The following is a 15220-nucleotide window of genomic DNA, read 5'->3' as shown; positions in this document are numbered from 1 at the left end:
GAGTCGGCCGGAGACCCCGGGGCCGGTCGGGCGCGCCCCCTTGCCCAAGCGATCTTCACACCTGTTTCATGGCCTTCACAGGCGTCTCACCGGCACCGGTGAGGTGCTCTACTCAGCCTGTGGGGGGCACAGTTGAATACAGCACAGCGACCCGGACGTCTCGCGGCCACCCTGCTCGCCGCCGCGCTCGCCGGGACCGGACTCACCGTCGCCGCCGCGCCCGCGGCCCACGCGGCGGCCTTCGACGCGGTGGCCAAGCTGCCGATCGCGACGTACTCGGGCCTGGCCGTCGACTCGGTGCACCAGCGCGTCTACATCGCCGACCAGCCCGAGGCCAACTCCGACGGCACGGTACTGGTCTACGACTTCCAGGGGCAGCGGATCGCCACGCTCCAGCGCGAGTTGGCGGTCTCGGGCGTGGCGCTCAGCGAGGATGCCGCGACGCTGTACGTGGGCGAGCGCGGCCGCGTCGTCACCTACGACACCGGCACACTCCAGCCGAACGGCGGGTACGGCGCCGCCTACGACAGCTGCGGCCGGCAACTCGTCTTCGCCGGGAACAGGGTGTGGAGCACCAGCACCTACGTCTATCAGAACTACCAGTGCGCCACGGCCTCCACCACCCTGAACATGCTCGCCGACGGCGCGGTCAACTCGACCGGCTGGATCGACGTCGGCCGGCTCCAGCTGGCCCCGGGGGCCCGCGGGCAGAACCGTCTCCTCATGGGCCAGCCCAAGGAGAGCGGTGCCGCGAACCCGTTCCTCACCTCGTTCGACGTCAGCGGCGCCACCCCGGTCCGGGACGCCGCCCGCCGGTTCGCGGACGGCGACGGCAAGGGCGCCCTCGACCTGCGGGACATGGCGGCGAGCGCGGACGGCACCAAGGTGGCCGTGGCCGACGCGACCGCGGGCACCCGACTGCTGAACGCCGGTGACCTGTCGGACGCCTCCGGACAGTACCCCGCGCTGCCCGCCGGCGCGACGTCCACCGCGGTCGCCTTCAGCGGCGACGGCACCTACATCGCCCGGGGCGCCCAGGCCGCCGGCGGCACGCCCGACCTGCTGGTGCAGAGCGCCGACCCGGCCGACGGCACGCCGCCGCTGGAGTTCGCCTTCGAGGGCAGCCTCGACGGCGACGGCGTCGCCCCGCGCGGCCTGGCCTGGTCCCAGGACGGCTCCCGGCTCTTCGCGGTCACCCGGGGCGGCACCGGCCAGTCGTACTGGCTGCACGTCATCCAGCCGCCGGCCGCCCAGTACGACACCCGTTTCACCGGCGACCTCACCCACAGTCCCTCCGGAGCCGTCGCGGGTGAGCCGCTGTCGGTGCGCGGCCGGCTGGAGTGGGACGGGCCCGCGCCCGCCCAGCCGCTGAAGGTGACCGCCGTGCGCGAGGACGCGAACGGCACCCACCAGCTCGGCACGGCGACCGTCAAGGAGGACGGCACCTTCACCGTCCTGGACGAGCCCGGCCTGGTCGGCGCGGCCACGTACCGGGTGTCGTTCCTCGGCGACCTCGCCCACCGCCCCGCCGCCGATGTCACCCACACCGTGACGGTCGGCAAGGCGCCCGCCTCGATCACGCTGGCCGGGCCGGAAGAGGCCACCATGAGCGAGGGCGTCCACCTCACCGGCACGTTCACCGCACAGGGCAAGGCCCTGCCCGAGCGGGCCACGCTCACCGTGAAGCGCACGGACCGGCTCGGCACCGGCACCCTGTCGTCGGTGACCGTCGCCGCCGACGGCACCTTCACCATCGACGACCTGCCGCGCACCCGGCGCCAGGTGACCTACACCGTCGGCTGGCCGGGCGACGACCTGCACACGAGCGCGACGGCGTCGGCCACGGTGTTCGTCGGGCGCTGAGACCACCGCTCGGCCGGCGCGACGGCGCTCGCGGAGCGGTATCCGGGTTCCGCGCGCCCGGCCGTGCAGGTTCGGCACGAGACAGTAACCGTCCGGACACCGCGCCGGTTGTGTCTTTCACAAGGTCATCTCCGCGACGTGAAGGCACAGTCCATGACGAACAGCACGACCACCACACCCGCCGTCGGCCGGGGCCTGCTCACGGCGGCGCTCGCCACCGCGCTGGCCCTCGGTGCCGGGCCGGCGGCGACCGCCGCCCCCGACGGCGCCGGCGGCTGGAAGGGGGAGGGCGGGCTCACGCTGAACGCCGCCGACAACGCGAAGGTGGACACCTACGTCGACCGGACGAAGGAGGCCGAGCGGTCGATCACCGTGGACGTGCGCGCCGCCGCCCTCGCGTCGGGCGCGGAGCTGGTCGGCTTCGAGCACCGCCTCAAGTCACCCGATTCCCTCAAGCGGAAGGTCGCCACGTCCCTCGAGGAACACCCCGAGCAGAACGTGGACACGGTCCTGGCAAGGCTGAGCGACGCCGTCCGCTACACCCTCCAGTGGCCGGACGCCGCCTACACCGAAGGCGTCACCACCGCGTCCGCCCTGCTGTCCGCCTGGGGCAACGACACCACCAAGTGGTCCAACACCTGGGGCCGGAGCGGCGGTTACAAGGGCCTCAACACCGGTTGGCGCGCCCCGCGCTCCGGGCAGCTCTTCGAGGTCCAGTTCCACACCCCCGCCAGCAAGCACGCCCAGGAGGCCACCCACCTGCTGTACGAGGAGCAGCGCCTGCCCTCCACCGGCCCGGCCCGGAAGAAGGAGCTCCAGGCCCGGCAGGACGCCATGTTCGCCGCCGTGCCCGTATCACCGGGGGCCGACCGGCTCAGCCCGCCCGTCAGCCCGACCGCCCCGCTTCCCACCCTGGCCCACTGACCTCGCGGCTTTGGCCGCCGCCTCGGGGCTCGGGTTCGTCGTCTCCTTTCGGCGCAGGTCAGAGGGGTCGCAGGGGTGGCACCACCCCGGCGGCCCTGGGGTAATCCCCCGGTTGGAAGCGGTGCCTGGCAGGCTGTCCCGTGGGGACGGGCATGCCGAGACTCGGTGGCATGACGTTTTCCCCGCAGGCCGTGGCCCTGCTCACGGTGCCCGCCGAGCCTTCCCCTGTCCCCGGAGCCGGAAGCGACTTCTCCCGGCTGTCCCGCCGTATCACCGAGGCGGGGCTGATGCGGCGCCGTCCCGGCTACTACGCGGTACGGCTGGGGCTGGTCGTCGCACTGACGGCGGCGGGCTGGGGCGCATTCCTCGCGCTCGGGGACAGCTGGTGGCAGCTCGCGGTAGCCGGCTTCCTGGCGTTGATGTACGGCCAGGCCGCGCTCGTCGCCCACGACTTGGCGCACCGTCAGGTGTTCCGGCGCGGCCGGCCGAGCCGGATATGGGGCCGGCTCTTCGGGAACCTGGGAATCGGCATGAGCTACGGCTGGTGGATGAACAAGCACACCCGCCACCACGCCAACCCCAACCACGAGGAACTGGACCCGGACGTCGCCCCGGACATCCTGGTGTGGTCCACCGCCCAGGCACGCGACAGCCGGGGCCTGGCCCGTCTCATCGGCGGCCACCAGGCATGGCTGTTCTTCCCGCTGCTGACGCTGGAGGGCTTCAACCTGCACGTCGCGAGCGTCCGGGCGCTGCGCTCGCCGTCCATGAAACACCGCACGCTGGAGGCCGGACTCCTCCTCCTGCACATCGCCGCCTACCTCTCGGCGCTGTTCCTGGTGCTCCCGCCCGGCAAGGCGGTCGCGTTCCTCGCCGTGCACCAGTGCCTCTTCGGCGTCTACCTGGGCTGCACCTTCGCCCCGAACCACAAGGGCATGCCCACCCTCAGCGGCGACGAGCGGCCCGACTTCCTGCGTCGCCAGGTCCTCACCTCCCGCAACGTCCGCGGTGGCCGCCTCACCGATGTGCTGCTCGGCGGGCTCAACTACCAGATCGAGCACCACCTCTTCCCGAGCATGCCCACCCCGCATCTGCGTCGCGCCCAGGCCGTCGTGCGCGCGTACTGCGCGGAGATCGGCGTGCCGTACCACGAGACCGGTCTGCTCCGCTCCTACCGCGAGGCCCTGACACACCTGCACCGGGTGGGCGAACCCATCAGGCGGCAGCGCGGCATGGCCGCCTGACCGCGGCGCCCGCGCCACCGCCCTTCGTCCACCACGGCCGCACTGCGCGTGAGTGTCGTGCCGGAGGGGCGCGGCCGCCGGCCGGGGCGGATGGTCACTGTCGTCCGGACCGGTCGCGCCGCTCGCGTTCGTACGCGTGCCAGTCGGCCGGCGGATACGTCGCCTGCGGGGCCGCGAGGGCCACGTCGGTCGCGACCGCGGTCTCCTCGGGGAAGAAGCCGAGGTCTCGGATCAGCTCCATCGCCCGTACGGTGGCCTCGCCGAGCGGACGCGCCATGCGGTCCGCGCCGGACGGGAAACACACGGGCTTCATCCGTGCCACTTCGAGCATGTGGCCGGCTCGCTCGTCCAGGCCGAGGACGGAGTAGCCGACGGCCAGGGCGAACTGCTTGAGTGCCGTGGCCACGGAACCGGAGAGGTCCGAGATGCCGCGCAGCGTCTGCGCGGGGCTGCCCGCGACGGCGTCGTACGGTGTCGGCCCGTACTGCAGCTCCAGACGCTTGTGTTCACCCTCCAGCAGGGAGTGGGCCTCCTCCAGCACACGCCCGATACGCGCCAGTTCGGTCGAGTCGTGGAACATTGTGCCTCCTTCACGGCGACTGGGCCGACTCTACGAGTGACCGCGGCGCTCCCGGAGGCTGTTGCGCGGAGGTGGCCTGATGGTGTGACGGGCCGCCGACCCGGTGGACGCGGCGGCGACCACGGGGCGAGCACACACCTCACGGCGACTTCCGCGCAGTTCAAGCGCCTACCACCGCGACGGCCGCACGGGCATCACGGACGCGGTTTCGAGGCCGCCTTCTGTCACGGCACCGCCTTCTTGAACACCTCGTGGACGGCCGGACAGCCCAGCGCGGGCGTGCCCGGACCGCCCCCCTGGCAGGAGGGCGGTCCGGGCACGCCGGGGTGACGAACAGGTGCGTCACCAGCTGTTCCGTGCGGAGCGATAGGTCAACTCGTCGCGCAGGTCGCTCCGTTGAGGCTGAAGGACGCCGGGGCGGAGGTGTCGCCGGTGTGAGTGGCCTGGAAACCGAGGGTGGTCGAGGCGCCCGGAGCCAGGGAGGCGTTGTAGGCGGCGTTCCGTGCGGTCACGGTGCCGGTGGAAGGCGAGAACTGGGCGTTCCAGCCGGACGTGATGGCCTGTCCGGCCGGCAGGGTGAACGTCAGCGCCCATCCGTCGACCGGTTCGGTGCCGGTGTTGGTCACGGTGATCGAGGCCGTCAGTCCGGCGTCCCATGTGCTGGCGGAGTACGTCACCTTGCAGGCGCCGGCCGGTGATGTGGGCGGCTCGGTCGGCGGCTGGGTGGTCCCGGAGTCCAGTCCGAAGAAGGAGATGGCGCGTGCGGCCATGCCCGCGGCCGGCAGGGTGTGTCCGACGCCCTGGATGCTGATGGCCTCGACGGGGGCCTGGGTGCCGGTGCCGCCGTAGCGGGTGCGGGTCCAGCCGGACTGCGGGTGGTCGGTGGACGCGGGCGTCTGGCTCACACCGAGGACGTTGGTCCACTGCTTGATCTCTTCGCCGAAGTTCGGATAGCGCAGCGTGGTGTCCTCGGTGCCGTGCCACAGCTGCATCCGGGGCCGGGGCCCGCTGTACCCCGGGTAGGCGCCGCGCACCAGATCACCCCACTGCTGGGGGGTCTTGGTCACGGTTCCGTTGGCGCAGGCGCTGTTCCAGCCGGAGCCGTCGGTCGTCGCGAAACAGCCGAAGGGCACGCCCGAGAAGGCTGCTCCGGCCTTGAAGACGTCGGGGTAGTCCCCGAGCAGGACGTTGGTCATCATCGCGCCCGACGAGGCGCCGGTGACGTAGACGCGGTTCGGGTCGGCGCCGTAGTGCTGTTCGGCGTAGGTGACCATCGACACGATGCCGACCGGGTCGCTGCCGCCGCCGCGCTTGAGCGCCTGCGGCGACGAGACGTCGAAGCAGCCGCCGCTGCGGGTCACCGAGGGGTAGATCACGAGGAAGCCGTACCGGTCGGCCAGCGAGGCGAACTCGGTGCCGGAGTAGAAGGCCGGCCCGGAACCGGTGCAGTAGTGCACGGCGACCAGGACCGCGGGTCGGGCCGGCGCGCTGTCCGGCCGGTAGACGTACATGCGCAGGTTGCTCGGGTTGGCGCCGAAGCCGGTGACCTCCGTCAGGGAGGCCGCGTGGGCGGCCGGCGCGGACAGGGTCAGCATGGCCAGCAGCGGTGCCAGGACCGCGAGCACGGCTGTCAGAAGGGGTCGTGGTCTCGGCCTTCTTCGGATCATTTCATCGGCTCCCGTGTCGAAACATTCGGAGGTCTTTCGGGAACGTGCCGCGTCACGTTAGGGGCAGCGGGGAGTGGCGTCAACCAGTCCGGCAGAAGTGCAACTGTCCCTCCGCTTCCCGCACGTCGATCCCACCCGAGTCTCGGAAGGGTGGTCCAAGACCGTTGACCGTCGCTGCCGGGGTTCGTAATCTGCCCGTCACATTCGATCGAAGTGACGAAAGTTTCGATAGAGGAGATGGCATGCTCATGCCTAAATCACTGCCCAGGCGGACGGCCGGGACGGTCGCCACCGCGTTGCTGACCGCGACGATGGTCACGGCCCTGTCGCACACCGCCGCCGCCGCCGACGACACCCTCGGCTCGGCCGCGGCCGCCAAGGGCCGCTATTTCGGCACCGCGGTCGCGGCGAGCCACCTCGGCGAATCCGCTTACGCCGGCACCCTCGACCGCGAGTTCAACGCGGTCACGCCGGAGAACGAGATGAAGTGGGACGCCACCGAATCCACCCGCAACACCTTCACCTTCGGCGCCGCCGACCAGATCGTCGGCCACGCCCAGGGCAAGGGCATGAAGATCCGCGGGCACACGCTGGTCTGGTACTCCCAGCTGCCCTCCTGGGTCTCCGGCCTGGGCGCAAGCGACCTGCGCACCGCCATGAACAACCACATCACCCAGGTCATGCAGCACTACAAGGGCAAGATCTACGCCTGGGACGTCGTCAACGAGGCCTTCCAGGACGGCTCCAGCGGCGCCCGGCGCAGCTCGCCCTTCCAGGACAAACTCGGCAACGGCTTCATCGAGGAGGCCTTCCGCACCGCCCGCAGCGTCGATCCCGACGCCAAGCTCTGCTACAACGACTACAACACCGACGGCATCAACGCGAAGAGCAACGCCGTCTACAACATGGTCAAGGACTTCAAGTCCCGCGGCGTACCGATCGACTGCGTCGGCTTCCAGTCCCACTTCAACAGCAACTCCCCGGTCCCCTCCGACTACCAGGCCAACCTCCAGCGCTTCGCCGACCTCGGCGTCGACGTCCAGATCACCGAACTCGACATCGAAGGCTCCGGCACCACACAGGCCACCGACTACACCAACGTCGTCAAGGCCTGCCTCGCCGTCACCCGCTGCACCGGCATCACCGTCTGGGGCATCACCGACAAATACTCCTGGCGCTCCAGCGGCACCCCGCTGCTCTTCGACTCCGACTACAACAAGAAGCCCGCGTACACCGCCGTCCTGACCACCCTCGGCGGCTCCTCCGGCGGCGGCACGCCCACCCCGGGCGGCGCCACCTGCACCGCCACCTACAGCAAGCAGGAGGAGTGGAGCGACCGCTTCAACGGCAAGGTGACCATCACCGCGGGCAGCTCCCCGATCAGCGGCTGGTCCACGACGGTCACCGTCACCTCGCCGCAGAAGGTGTCCGCGACCTGGAACGGCTCACCCACCTGGGACGGCAGCGGGAACGTCATGACCATGCGGCCCAACGGCAACGGCAGCCTCGCCGCGGGCGCGTCGACGAGCTTCGGCTTCACCGTGATGAAGAACGGCAACTCGGCGGCCCCGGTCATCGGGGCGTGCACGGTCTCCTGAGCCGCGCCGACCTCCGCCCTCGGCCGTACGATCCCCGTCCGGGTCGTACGGCCGAGTCGTGGCGGCGCTCGTCTGCGCGGCCTCGCATCCGGGGGACAGGTCCGCCCGGGTCGCCGTGCGAGCCCGATCGCCTCCGGGGGCGTCCCGGCCCGTCGACTGCCCGCCGTGGACCGCGCACCGCGACCCGGTACCAGCGTTAGGCCATATGGGTGTTCGGGTGGCGAAGTGCGGTGGGCGGCCTCATCGTGGTCGGTGCCCGGTTCTCGGCCCGTGGGGTCCACGGACCACTCCTGGGACCGGTGGCAGCGTCGTGCGGATTACTACCGAGATCATGGGATTTGCGTATGAGCCGAATGGGAACAGCGGGGGCAGTGACACTGGTGAGCCTGGTCGCGCTGGGGCTGTCCGCCCCGACGGCGGTCTCCGCGGAGGCCGGCGGCCCGGAGGCGCCGCGCGTGGTCTGCGGAACGGACGGGACCACGGGGCTGGCGGTGTCGGCCGGCAGCGCCGGTGACTGCCCGGCCGCCCTGCGGGTGGCGGGTGCCTACACCAAGGCCGGGCTGCGGGAGGGCGGAGCGGTCACCGTGGTGCGCTCGGACGGCATCGCGTGGCGCTGCCAGGAACAGCAGGGCGACCCGAATCCGTACCAGGAGTGTGTGGACACGACCGACACGGCCCGGCACGTCACGCTGACATCGTGACACCGCCCCGGCCGGCATCCTCCCGCAGGATCATGCCCGCTGCGGCCGGATGGTCCCCGGCGGCACCGTGCCGGGCGGTGACCCGCCGGTGACGATCCCCGGCAGCCGACTGGGAACCTCCACCGTGTCGCCGGGCGGGGTGAGCACCCGACCGGCGCCGAACCGCCGACGAGGGACTGGCCGACGGTCACGCCGGCATGTCCGACACTCCGCCCCGGACCGCGGTCCCTCGTTCCCCCTGGCGCACCACCCATGACTCGGTCAGCAGCACGGCCAGGCCGCCGGCCGCGAGCACACCGCCGACGAGCACCGCGCCCCGCACCCCGAGTCCGGTGGACAGCAGCAGGCCGCCGACGAGGGAGCCGCCGGCGATGCCGACGTTGAACACCGACGAGCCGACGGCCGAGGCGATCTCGGTGCTTCCGGGGGCCACGTGAAGGATCCTGCTCTGCAGCGCGGTCGTCATGGCGGACATGGCGAATCCGAGCAGCGCGACCAGGCAGACGGCGGCGAGGGTCCGGTCGCCCAGCAGGCACAGGCCGAACATCGTGACGGTCAGCAGGGTCACGGCCAGCACCATGGTCCCGCGAGGACGGCGGTCCACACGCGCGCCCGCCAGGGCGGTGCCCGCGATACCGGCGATGCCCGAGCCCAGGAGCAAGGGTGCCACGGCCGACTGGGGGAGACCGGTCACGTCGGTGAGGAAGACGGTGATGTACGTGTACCCGGTGAAGACACCGCAGATCACCAGGGCGGTCGCCGCCATCAGGACCAGGAACCGGCGGCGGCTGGGTTCGGCGCCGGTCGTGCCGTCACCCTCCGCGCCGGCCCAGGACGGCAACAGGACGGCGACCGCGACGAGGGCGAGGAATCCGAACCCGCTCATCACGAGGAACGGGATCCGCCAACCGGCCTGCTGCCCCAGCCACGTTCCGGCCGGGACGCCCACCACGGAGGCCAGGGAGAGACCGGAGAAGAGCCCGGCGACCACCCGGCCCCGTACCTCGGGAGCGAAGAGGGCGGTGGCGGTCGACGCGATGACCGACCAGAACACCGAGTGGGTGAGGGCCACCGTGACACGGGCGGCGAGCAGTACCCAGTAGCCCGGGGCCGCGGCGGAGACGAGATTCGCCACGACGAACAAGGCCAGCAGCGCGCAGAGCAGCGTACGGCGCGGCACCCGGCGGACCAGGCGGGTCAACGGCACCGAGGCGACGGCCACCACCAATCCGTACCCGGTCACCAGGCGGCCCGCCGAAGCCCTGGAGACGCCCAGATCGTCGGCGATGAGCGGAAGCAGACCGACCGGCAACGTCTCCACGGTGCTCAGGGAGAACAGCGCCAGCGCCAGCGCGACCACCACGACCACGGCGGTCGAGGTGCGTATGGGTGTTCCCGTTTTGGTGAGGGACACTGTCGGTGCCTTTCCTGTCTGGTCGTCCGGCGCTCCGGGCGGCCGGGGGAGGGGTCCCGGGAAATGGCCGGGCGGCGTCAATGAATGCATGATCGCGTGGCTGGTGCAAGCGAATTCATGTAAACAGCCCGTAAACGGCGGCGAACTGCTTCTTTTTGGCCAGAAGCGCGGAATCAGCCGAAACTCTTTCGATCCTTGAGTCGACGAACGAAGGACGTGTTGTCTGTCTCTCGCACGTCCTCTGCGGGGACTCTCCGCGCGTCATTTCAAGGAACACGGAGGAGCAATGCCCACTTCCATGGGCGAGGGCAAGCGGATAGGCGTCGCCTTCCTCGGCTGCGGTTATGCGGCCGACTTCTACGGCCCCACGTTGCCCAACTATCCTGAAATCAACCTCGTAGGCGCTTACGACCCCGACGGGGACCGGGCGAAATCTTTCGTCGCGGAGTACGGCGGGCGGTTATTCGGAAGCATGGAGGAGGTGCTCGCCGACCCGGAGGTGGAGATCGTCGTGAACCTCACACCGACCGCCCTGCACTACACGGTGAACCGGGCCGCCCTGTCGGCCGGGAAGCACGTGTACTGCGAGAAGCCGATGACCACGAACATGGCGGAAGCGAGGGAACTCGCGGCGCTCGCCGCGGAGCGAGGGCTGCTGCTGTGCAGCGCGCCGGCCACGGTGTTCAGCCGGTCGGCGCAGACCCTGATCCGTGCCGTCCATGACGGAGCGGTGGGCACACCGCGGCTCGCCTACGCCTCGCTCGACATGGGCCCGCTCGCGTTCATGGCCTACCGCGACTGGCGCAGCAAGCGCGGCGTCCCCTGGCCGTACCGTGAGGAGGTGGCCAACGGCTGCGTGCTGGAGCACGCCGGTTACCTGCTCACCTGGCTGACGGCCATGTTCGGTCCCGTGGTGCGCATGTCCGGCCAGACCGTCACCCCCTTCGCGGACCAGTGGGAGGGCGTCGTCGCCGACGTGGCGCCCGAGACCTCCTTCGGCGCACTGCGCTTCGCCGACGGGACGGTGTGCCGCCTCACCATCGGCTGGGCGGCGCCCGCCGACAAGTCCCTGCTCGTCGTGGGCGATCAGGGGGTCCTGTCCGTCGACGACGTGTGGCAGGCGTCGAGCCCGGTCACGCTGCGCCGCCGGGTGCGGACGACCGGCAGGGACACCGGCTACCTGGCCGAGCCCGAGCGGCTGCCCTTCGTCCTGCCCCCGCTGGAGCACGGATACGACGACGAGGCGCACGACTTGACGGTCGGCGCGGGCATCGCCGATCTCGCCCGGGCCGTCCTGACGGGTGACCGGCCGCTGCTCGGCGCGGAGTTCTCCCTGCACATCCTCGACGTCAGCCTCCGCTTCGCCACGGCCGCGACCGCGGACGAGCACATCGACGTACCGGCCCCCTCCGCCACGCGCCTGTGGGGCGACCGCTACCGGCAGCCCGCGGAGTTCTCCGCCCTCGCCTGACCACACCCACCCGCACCCCTTTCGCCAGCCACCCGCCGGCCGGACAGCACAACGGAGGAAACCGTGTACGGCAAGACCCGAGGAATTCCCGGATCGTCAGGCGTGCACCACGTCGCCTACACCGTTCCAGACCTGGACCAGGCCGTCACGTTCTTCGTCGACGTGCTCGGCGCGGAACTCGCCTACCGTCTCGGGCCGGTGGAATTCCCGGGCGGCGACTGGATGGAGAGGTACCTCGATGTCCACCCGAGGGCGGTGATGGACCTGGCCATGCTCAGGCTCGGCCCGGTGACCAACTGCGAACTGTTCCAGTACTCCGCTCCCGACCAGCGCAGGGAGATGCCGCGCAACAGCGACTGGGGCGGCCATCATCTGGCCTTCCACGTCGAGGACATGGACGAGGCGGTCGCGTACCTGAGGGCTCAGCCCGGGGTGCGGATACTGGGCGAGCCGCAGCCCCTGGAACCCGGGTCCACCAGAGGCGACAGCTGGGTCTACTTCCTCTCTCCCTGGGGAATGCAGCTCGAACTCATCAGAATGCCTCCCGGGATGTCCTACGAGAGGGAGACCACGACCCGCCTCTATCAGCCCGGCGGGCATTGATCTCCTCCGTAACGAAGCGTCGGTGCGCCGGTGATCCATGGGGATGCCCGGGGCGGACAGCCCCGGCAGACAGTGGGCCGGCGCGCCGTCGACGGCGATGCTCACGCTGTGGCCGACCCTCCGAGTGCGTCGCTGTGAACATCGGAATCCGCCACCACGGAATGCCCGCGTGGCGGAATTCCGGATCTTTCCGTGCGCGGTTCGGGGCGCGCCGTAATATGATCGTCATATCGCGGTGACATTGTCTGTGAAGATCCTTCGGCTCTTTTGTCGATGACATGCGCTCGGGATGCGAGAATACCGGGTATTTACGTTCACAAAACTTTCCTTTGGGGTGGCCGGAACGCGCCTTGATGGCCCAACCGCCCGTGCCGCAAGGTTGATTCGTCTACGAGCATCAGGAGCCACAAGCGTTGCCTGCCCCGCCGGCCGGTCGCCGTCGGGGAACTGGCGGGGGAAATCGATGCGTGTGCACGCCCAGCGTTGACCGGCCGGTTACGTGAGGTCGTCCGCCGCGCCGGAACGGAACCTGTCTCTTTGCCGCCTGCCTCTTGGTGCCATTGCCCGGTGCCCGAGACAGGGGCAGGAGGGGGAAAGCCGATGAGCTCGGTGAGCGCCGCCAAGCCGACCTATCCCGGCGTCTACGTCGAAGAGCTTCCCAGCAGCACCCGCACCATCTCGACCCTGACCACGTCGGTGACCGCGTTCGTCGGCCACACCCGGCGCGGTCCGCTCGACGAACCGGTGCGCGTCACCAGCTTCGCGGAGTTCGAGCGCCGCTTGGGCGGCCTCGGCCCGCGCAGTGCGGTCGGCTACGCGGTCCACCAGTTCTTCGGCAACGGCGGCACCGTCGCCGTCGTCGTCCGTGTCACCAAGGCCCGCAGTGGAAAGGCCGCCCACGTCACCCTGAAGTCCACCGAGGGACACAGCGACAGCGACGTCCTGGAGGTGCACGCCAAGGAGCCCGGTGTGTGGGGCAACGGCCTGCGCCTGGCCGTCGACCACGACACCCTCCACCCCGACGACACCTTCAACCTGCGCGTCCACGACGCCCGGGGCCGGGTCCGCGAGAGCTTCACCGGCCTGTCGATGGATCCGGCGAGCGACCGCCACGCCCCCGCCGTCGTCAACGCCGGCTCCCGGCTGATCCGCGTCCACGCGGTCGGTGAGGGCCGCCCCGACCCGTCCGGCACCGTCTCCAAGCCGTTCGGCCACCGGCTGCCCGACCTCGCCGTCGACCTGACCGTCAAGATCGGCGACGTGCAGCGGGAGTTCACCCTCTACGACCCCGACTGCGACGGAGCGGCGCCGTGCTCCGTCGCCGAGCTGGCGCTGCTGCTCGAACGCAAGCTGCGCGCCCTGCCCGACGCCCCCGGCAAGCACGCCTTCGCCGGTACCGAGGTCACCGTCTTCGGCCGCCGCCTGCGGGTCGTCGCCGGCTCCACCAACCCCGAGGACGTCGTCCGCTTCGTCGGCGAGTGCGCCAACGACCTCGGCCTGGAGGCATCCGTCAACCCGCCCGTCCTCCCGCTGGCCGGCGGCGAGGACGGCCGGCCACCCGGCCCCGGCGACCTGATCGGCTCCGAGGCCGCCAAGACCGGCATCCAGGCGCTGCGCCAGGTGGCCGACGTCAACCTCCTCGTGCTGCCCGAACTCGCCGCGTACGAGAAGACCGAGGACATCCTCACCGTCGTCTCGGCCGCCCAGCGGCTGTGCGCCGAGCGGCGGATCTTCCTGCTGGTCGACGCCCCCGCCGCCTGGGGCAGCGCCGACACGGCACGCGCCGGCGTCGCCGCCTTCGACGCGGTCCGCGGCGACCACGCCGCCCTGTACTTCCCGCACCTCCAGCTCACCGACCCGCTCACCGGACGGCTGCGCGCCTTCCCGCCCTCCGGCGCCGTCGCCGGCGTCATCGCGCGCACCGACGCCGAGCGCGGCGTGTGGAAGGCGCCGGCCGGCACCGAGGCACGGCTGGCGGGCGTGCACTCCCTCACCGTCGACCTCACCGACCGGGAGACCGGTCTGCTCAACCCGCTCGGCGTCAACTGCCTGCGCACGTTCCCGCTGACCGGCCCGGCCGTCTGGGGCGCCCGCACCCTCGAGGGCACCGACGCGCGGGACAGCGAGTGGAAGTACGTGCCCGTACGACGGCTCGCCCTGCACGTCGAGGAGAGCCTCCGACGCGGCCTGCAGTGGGTGGTGTTCGAGCCCAACGACGAGAACCTGTGGCAGCAGATCCGGCTCGCCGCCTCCTCGTACCTGCACACCCTCTTCCGGCAGGGCGCCTTCAAGGGCGGCACCCCGCGCGAGGCCTACTTCGTCAAGTGCGACAGCGACACCACCACCGACGAGGACGTCGCGAACGGCGTCGTGAACGTCCTGGTCGGCATCGCACCGGTGCGCCCCGCCGAGTTCGTGATCGTGCGGATCCAGCAGACGTCCGGCCAGTTCGAGCTGTAATCCCGCGGGAATTCCGGAGAGCCGAAGGAATCCGATGGCAGAGTTCACCGTAAACGCCCATCGTTTCGACCCCTACAAGAACTTCAAGTTCCTGGTCCTGTGGGACGGTCGTACGGTCGCCGGCATCAGCAAGATCAGCCCGCTCAAGCGCACCACCGAGGTCGTCAAGCACCGCCACGGCGGCGACCCCAGCTCCCCGCGCAAGTCGCCGGGGCGCTCCGAGTTCGACGGCATCACCCTGGAGCGCGGTGTCACCCACGACCCCGAGTTCGACCGCTGGGCCAACAAGGTCTGGCAGGTCGGCGCCGGCCTCGGCGCGGAGGTCTCCCTCGCCGACTTCCGCAAGGACATCGTCATCCAGGTCCTCGACGAGGCCGGGCAGGTCGCCGTCTCGCACAAGCTGTACCGGACCTGGCCCAGCGAATACCAGGTCCTCGGCGAACTCGACGCCAACGCCAACGCGGTGGCCATCCAGTCGCTGAAACTCGAGTGCGAGGGCTGGGAACGGGACTACGAGGTGCCCGAACCCGAGGAACCCTCCTTCCTGAACCCGGCCTGACGCGAAGCGCGGTGAGACGACAGGATGCGGGGGGAACAGATGGCGGACACCGGGGCGGCCGCGCTGCTGGCCACCTGGGAGGCGGGCCACCCCCTGCAAACCGAGCCCCTTCAAGCCGGGCCACAGACCGCCGAAC

At 70.8% G+C, this 15220-nt stretch carries 12 protein-coding genes; 9 read left to right on the top strand and 3 right to left on the bottom strand.

Annotated elements, in window-relative coordinates:
• Positions 1 to 132: 132 nt before the first annotated feature.
• From H5J33_RS07790 to H5J33_RS07780, 3 genes are all read left to right on the top strand, one after another.
• Positions 133 to 1863, top strand: coding sequence for an Ig-like domain repeat protein (locus H5J33_RS07790; protein ID WP_181794146.1), 1731 nt, complete (start codon positions 133 to 135; stop codon positions 1861 to 1863).
• Positions 1864 to 2016: 153 nt separating this feature from the next.
• On the top strand, positions 2017 to 2787 hold the full coding sequence (locus H5J33_RS07785; RefSeq protein ID WP_181794145.1) for an ATP nucleotide 3'-pyrophosphokinase: 771 nt from the start codon (positions 2017 to 2019) through the stop codon (positions 2785 to 2787).
• A gap of 170 nt (positions 2788 to 2957) precedes the next feature.
• Positions 2958 to 4031, top strand: a complete 1074-nt coding sequence (locus H5J33_RS07780; RefSeq protein WP_181794144.1) for an acyl-CoA desaturase — start codon at positions 2958 to 2960, stop codon at positions 4029 to 4031.
• Positions 4032 to 4125: 94 nt separating this feature from the next.
• Here H5J33_RS07780 and H5J33_RS07775 read toward each other — a convergent pair whose 3' ends face one another.
• Complete coding sequence (locus tag H5J33_RS07775) at positions 4126 to 4611, bottom strand: hypothetical protein (protein ID WP_181794143.1); 486 nt, start codon at positions 4609 to 4611, stop codon at positions 4126 to 4128.
• A gap of 371 nt (positions 4612 to 4982) precedes the next feature.
• A complete protein-coding gene (locus tag H5J33_RS07770; protein WP_181794142.1) occupies positions 4983 to 6278 on the bottom strand; it encodes a PHB depolymerase family esterase in 1296 nt (431 codons plus the stop codon).
• A gap of 248 nt (positions 6279 to 6526) precedes the next feature.
• Between H5J33_RS07770 and H5J33_RS07765 the strand changes: the two genes are divergently transcribed.
• On the top strand, positions 6527 to 7876 hold the full coding sequence (locus H5J33_RS07765; RefSeq protein WP_258564945.1) for an endo-1,4-beta-xylanase: 1350 nt from the start codon (positions 6527 to 6529) through the stop codon (positions 7874 to 7876).
• Positions 7877 to 8247: 371 nt separating this feature from the next.
• Positions 8248 to 8577 carry a hypothetical protein gene (locus tag H5J33_RS07760; protein ID WP_181794140.1) on the top strand — a complete coding sequence of 110 codons (330 nt, stop codon included), beginning with the start codon at positions 8248 to 8250 and terminating at the stop codon, positions 8575 to 8577.
• Positions 8578 to 8764: 187 nt separating this feature from the next.
• On the opposite strand, the gene H5J33_RS07755 is transcribed toward H5J33_RS07760, so the two are convergent.
• Positions 8765 to 9991 carry an MFS transporter gene (locus tag H5J33_RS07755; protein ID WP_181794139.1) on the bottom strand — a complete coding sequence of 409 codons (1227 nt, stop codon included), beginning with the start codon at positions 9989 to 9991 and terminating at the stop codon, positions 8765 to 8767.
• A 286-nt stretch (positions 9992 to 10277) separates the two neighbouring features.
• Between H5J33_RS07755 and H5J33_RS07750 the strand changes: the two genes are divergently transcribed.
• From H5J33_RS07750 to H5J33_RS07735, 4 genes are all read left to right on the top strand, one after another.
• The gene (locus H5J33_RS07750; RefSeq protein ID WP_181794138.1) at positions 10278 to 11462 is read left to right on the top strand and encodes a Gfo/Idh/MocA family protein; all 1185 of its coding nucleotides are present in this window, start codon (positions 10278 to 10280) and stop codon (positions 11460 to 11462) included.
• A gap of 63 nt (positions 11463 to 11525) precedes the next feature.
• Complete coding sequence (locus tag H5J33_RS07745; protein ID WP_181794137.1) at positions 11526 to 12065, top strand: VOC family protein; 540 nt, start codon at positions 11526 to 11528, stop codon at positions 12063 to 12065.
• A 600-nt stretch (positions 12066 to 12665) separates the two neighbouring features.
• Positions 12666 to 14525, top strand: a complete 1860-nt coding sequence (locus H5J33_RS07740; RefSeq protein ID WP_181794136.1) for a phage tail sheath C-terminal domain-containing protein — start codon at positions 12666 to 12668, stop codon at positions 14523 to 14525.
• A gap of 34 nt (positions 14526 to 14559) precedes the next feature.
• Positions 14560 to 15084, top strand: a complete 525-nt coding sequence (locus H5J33_RS07735) for a phage tail protein (RefSeq protein ID WP_181794135.1) — start codon at positions 14560 to 14562, stop codon at positions 15082 to 15084.
• The last annotated feature ends 136 nt before the right edge of the window (positions 15085 to 15220 follow it).

The sequence above is a fragment of the Streptomyces sp. WELS2 genome (assembly GCF_013870595.1).
Lineage (GTDB): Bacteria > Actinomycetota > Actinomycetes > Streptomycetales > Streptomycetaceae > Streptomyces.
The sequence above is the reverse complement of the archived record's forward strand: the minus strand, read 5'-3'. Positions and strand labels throughout refer to the sequence as shown.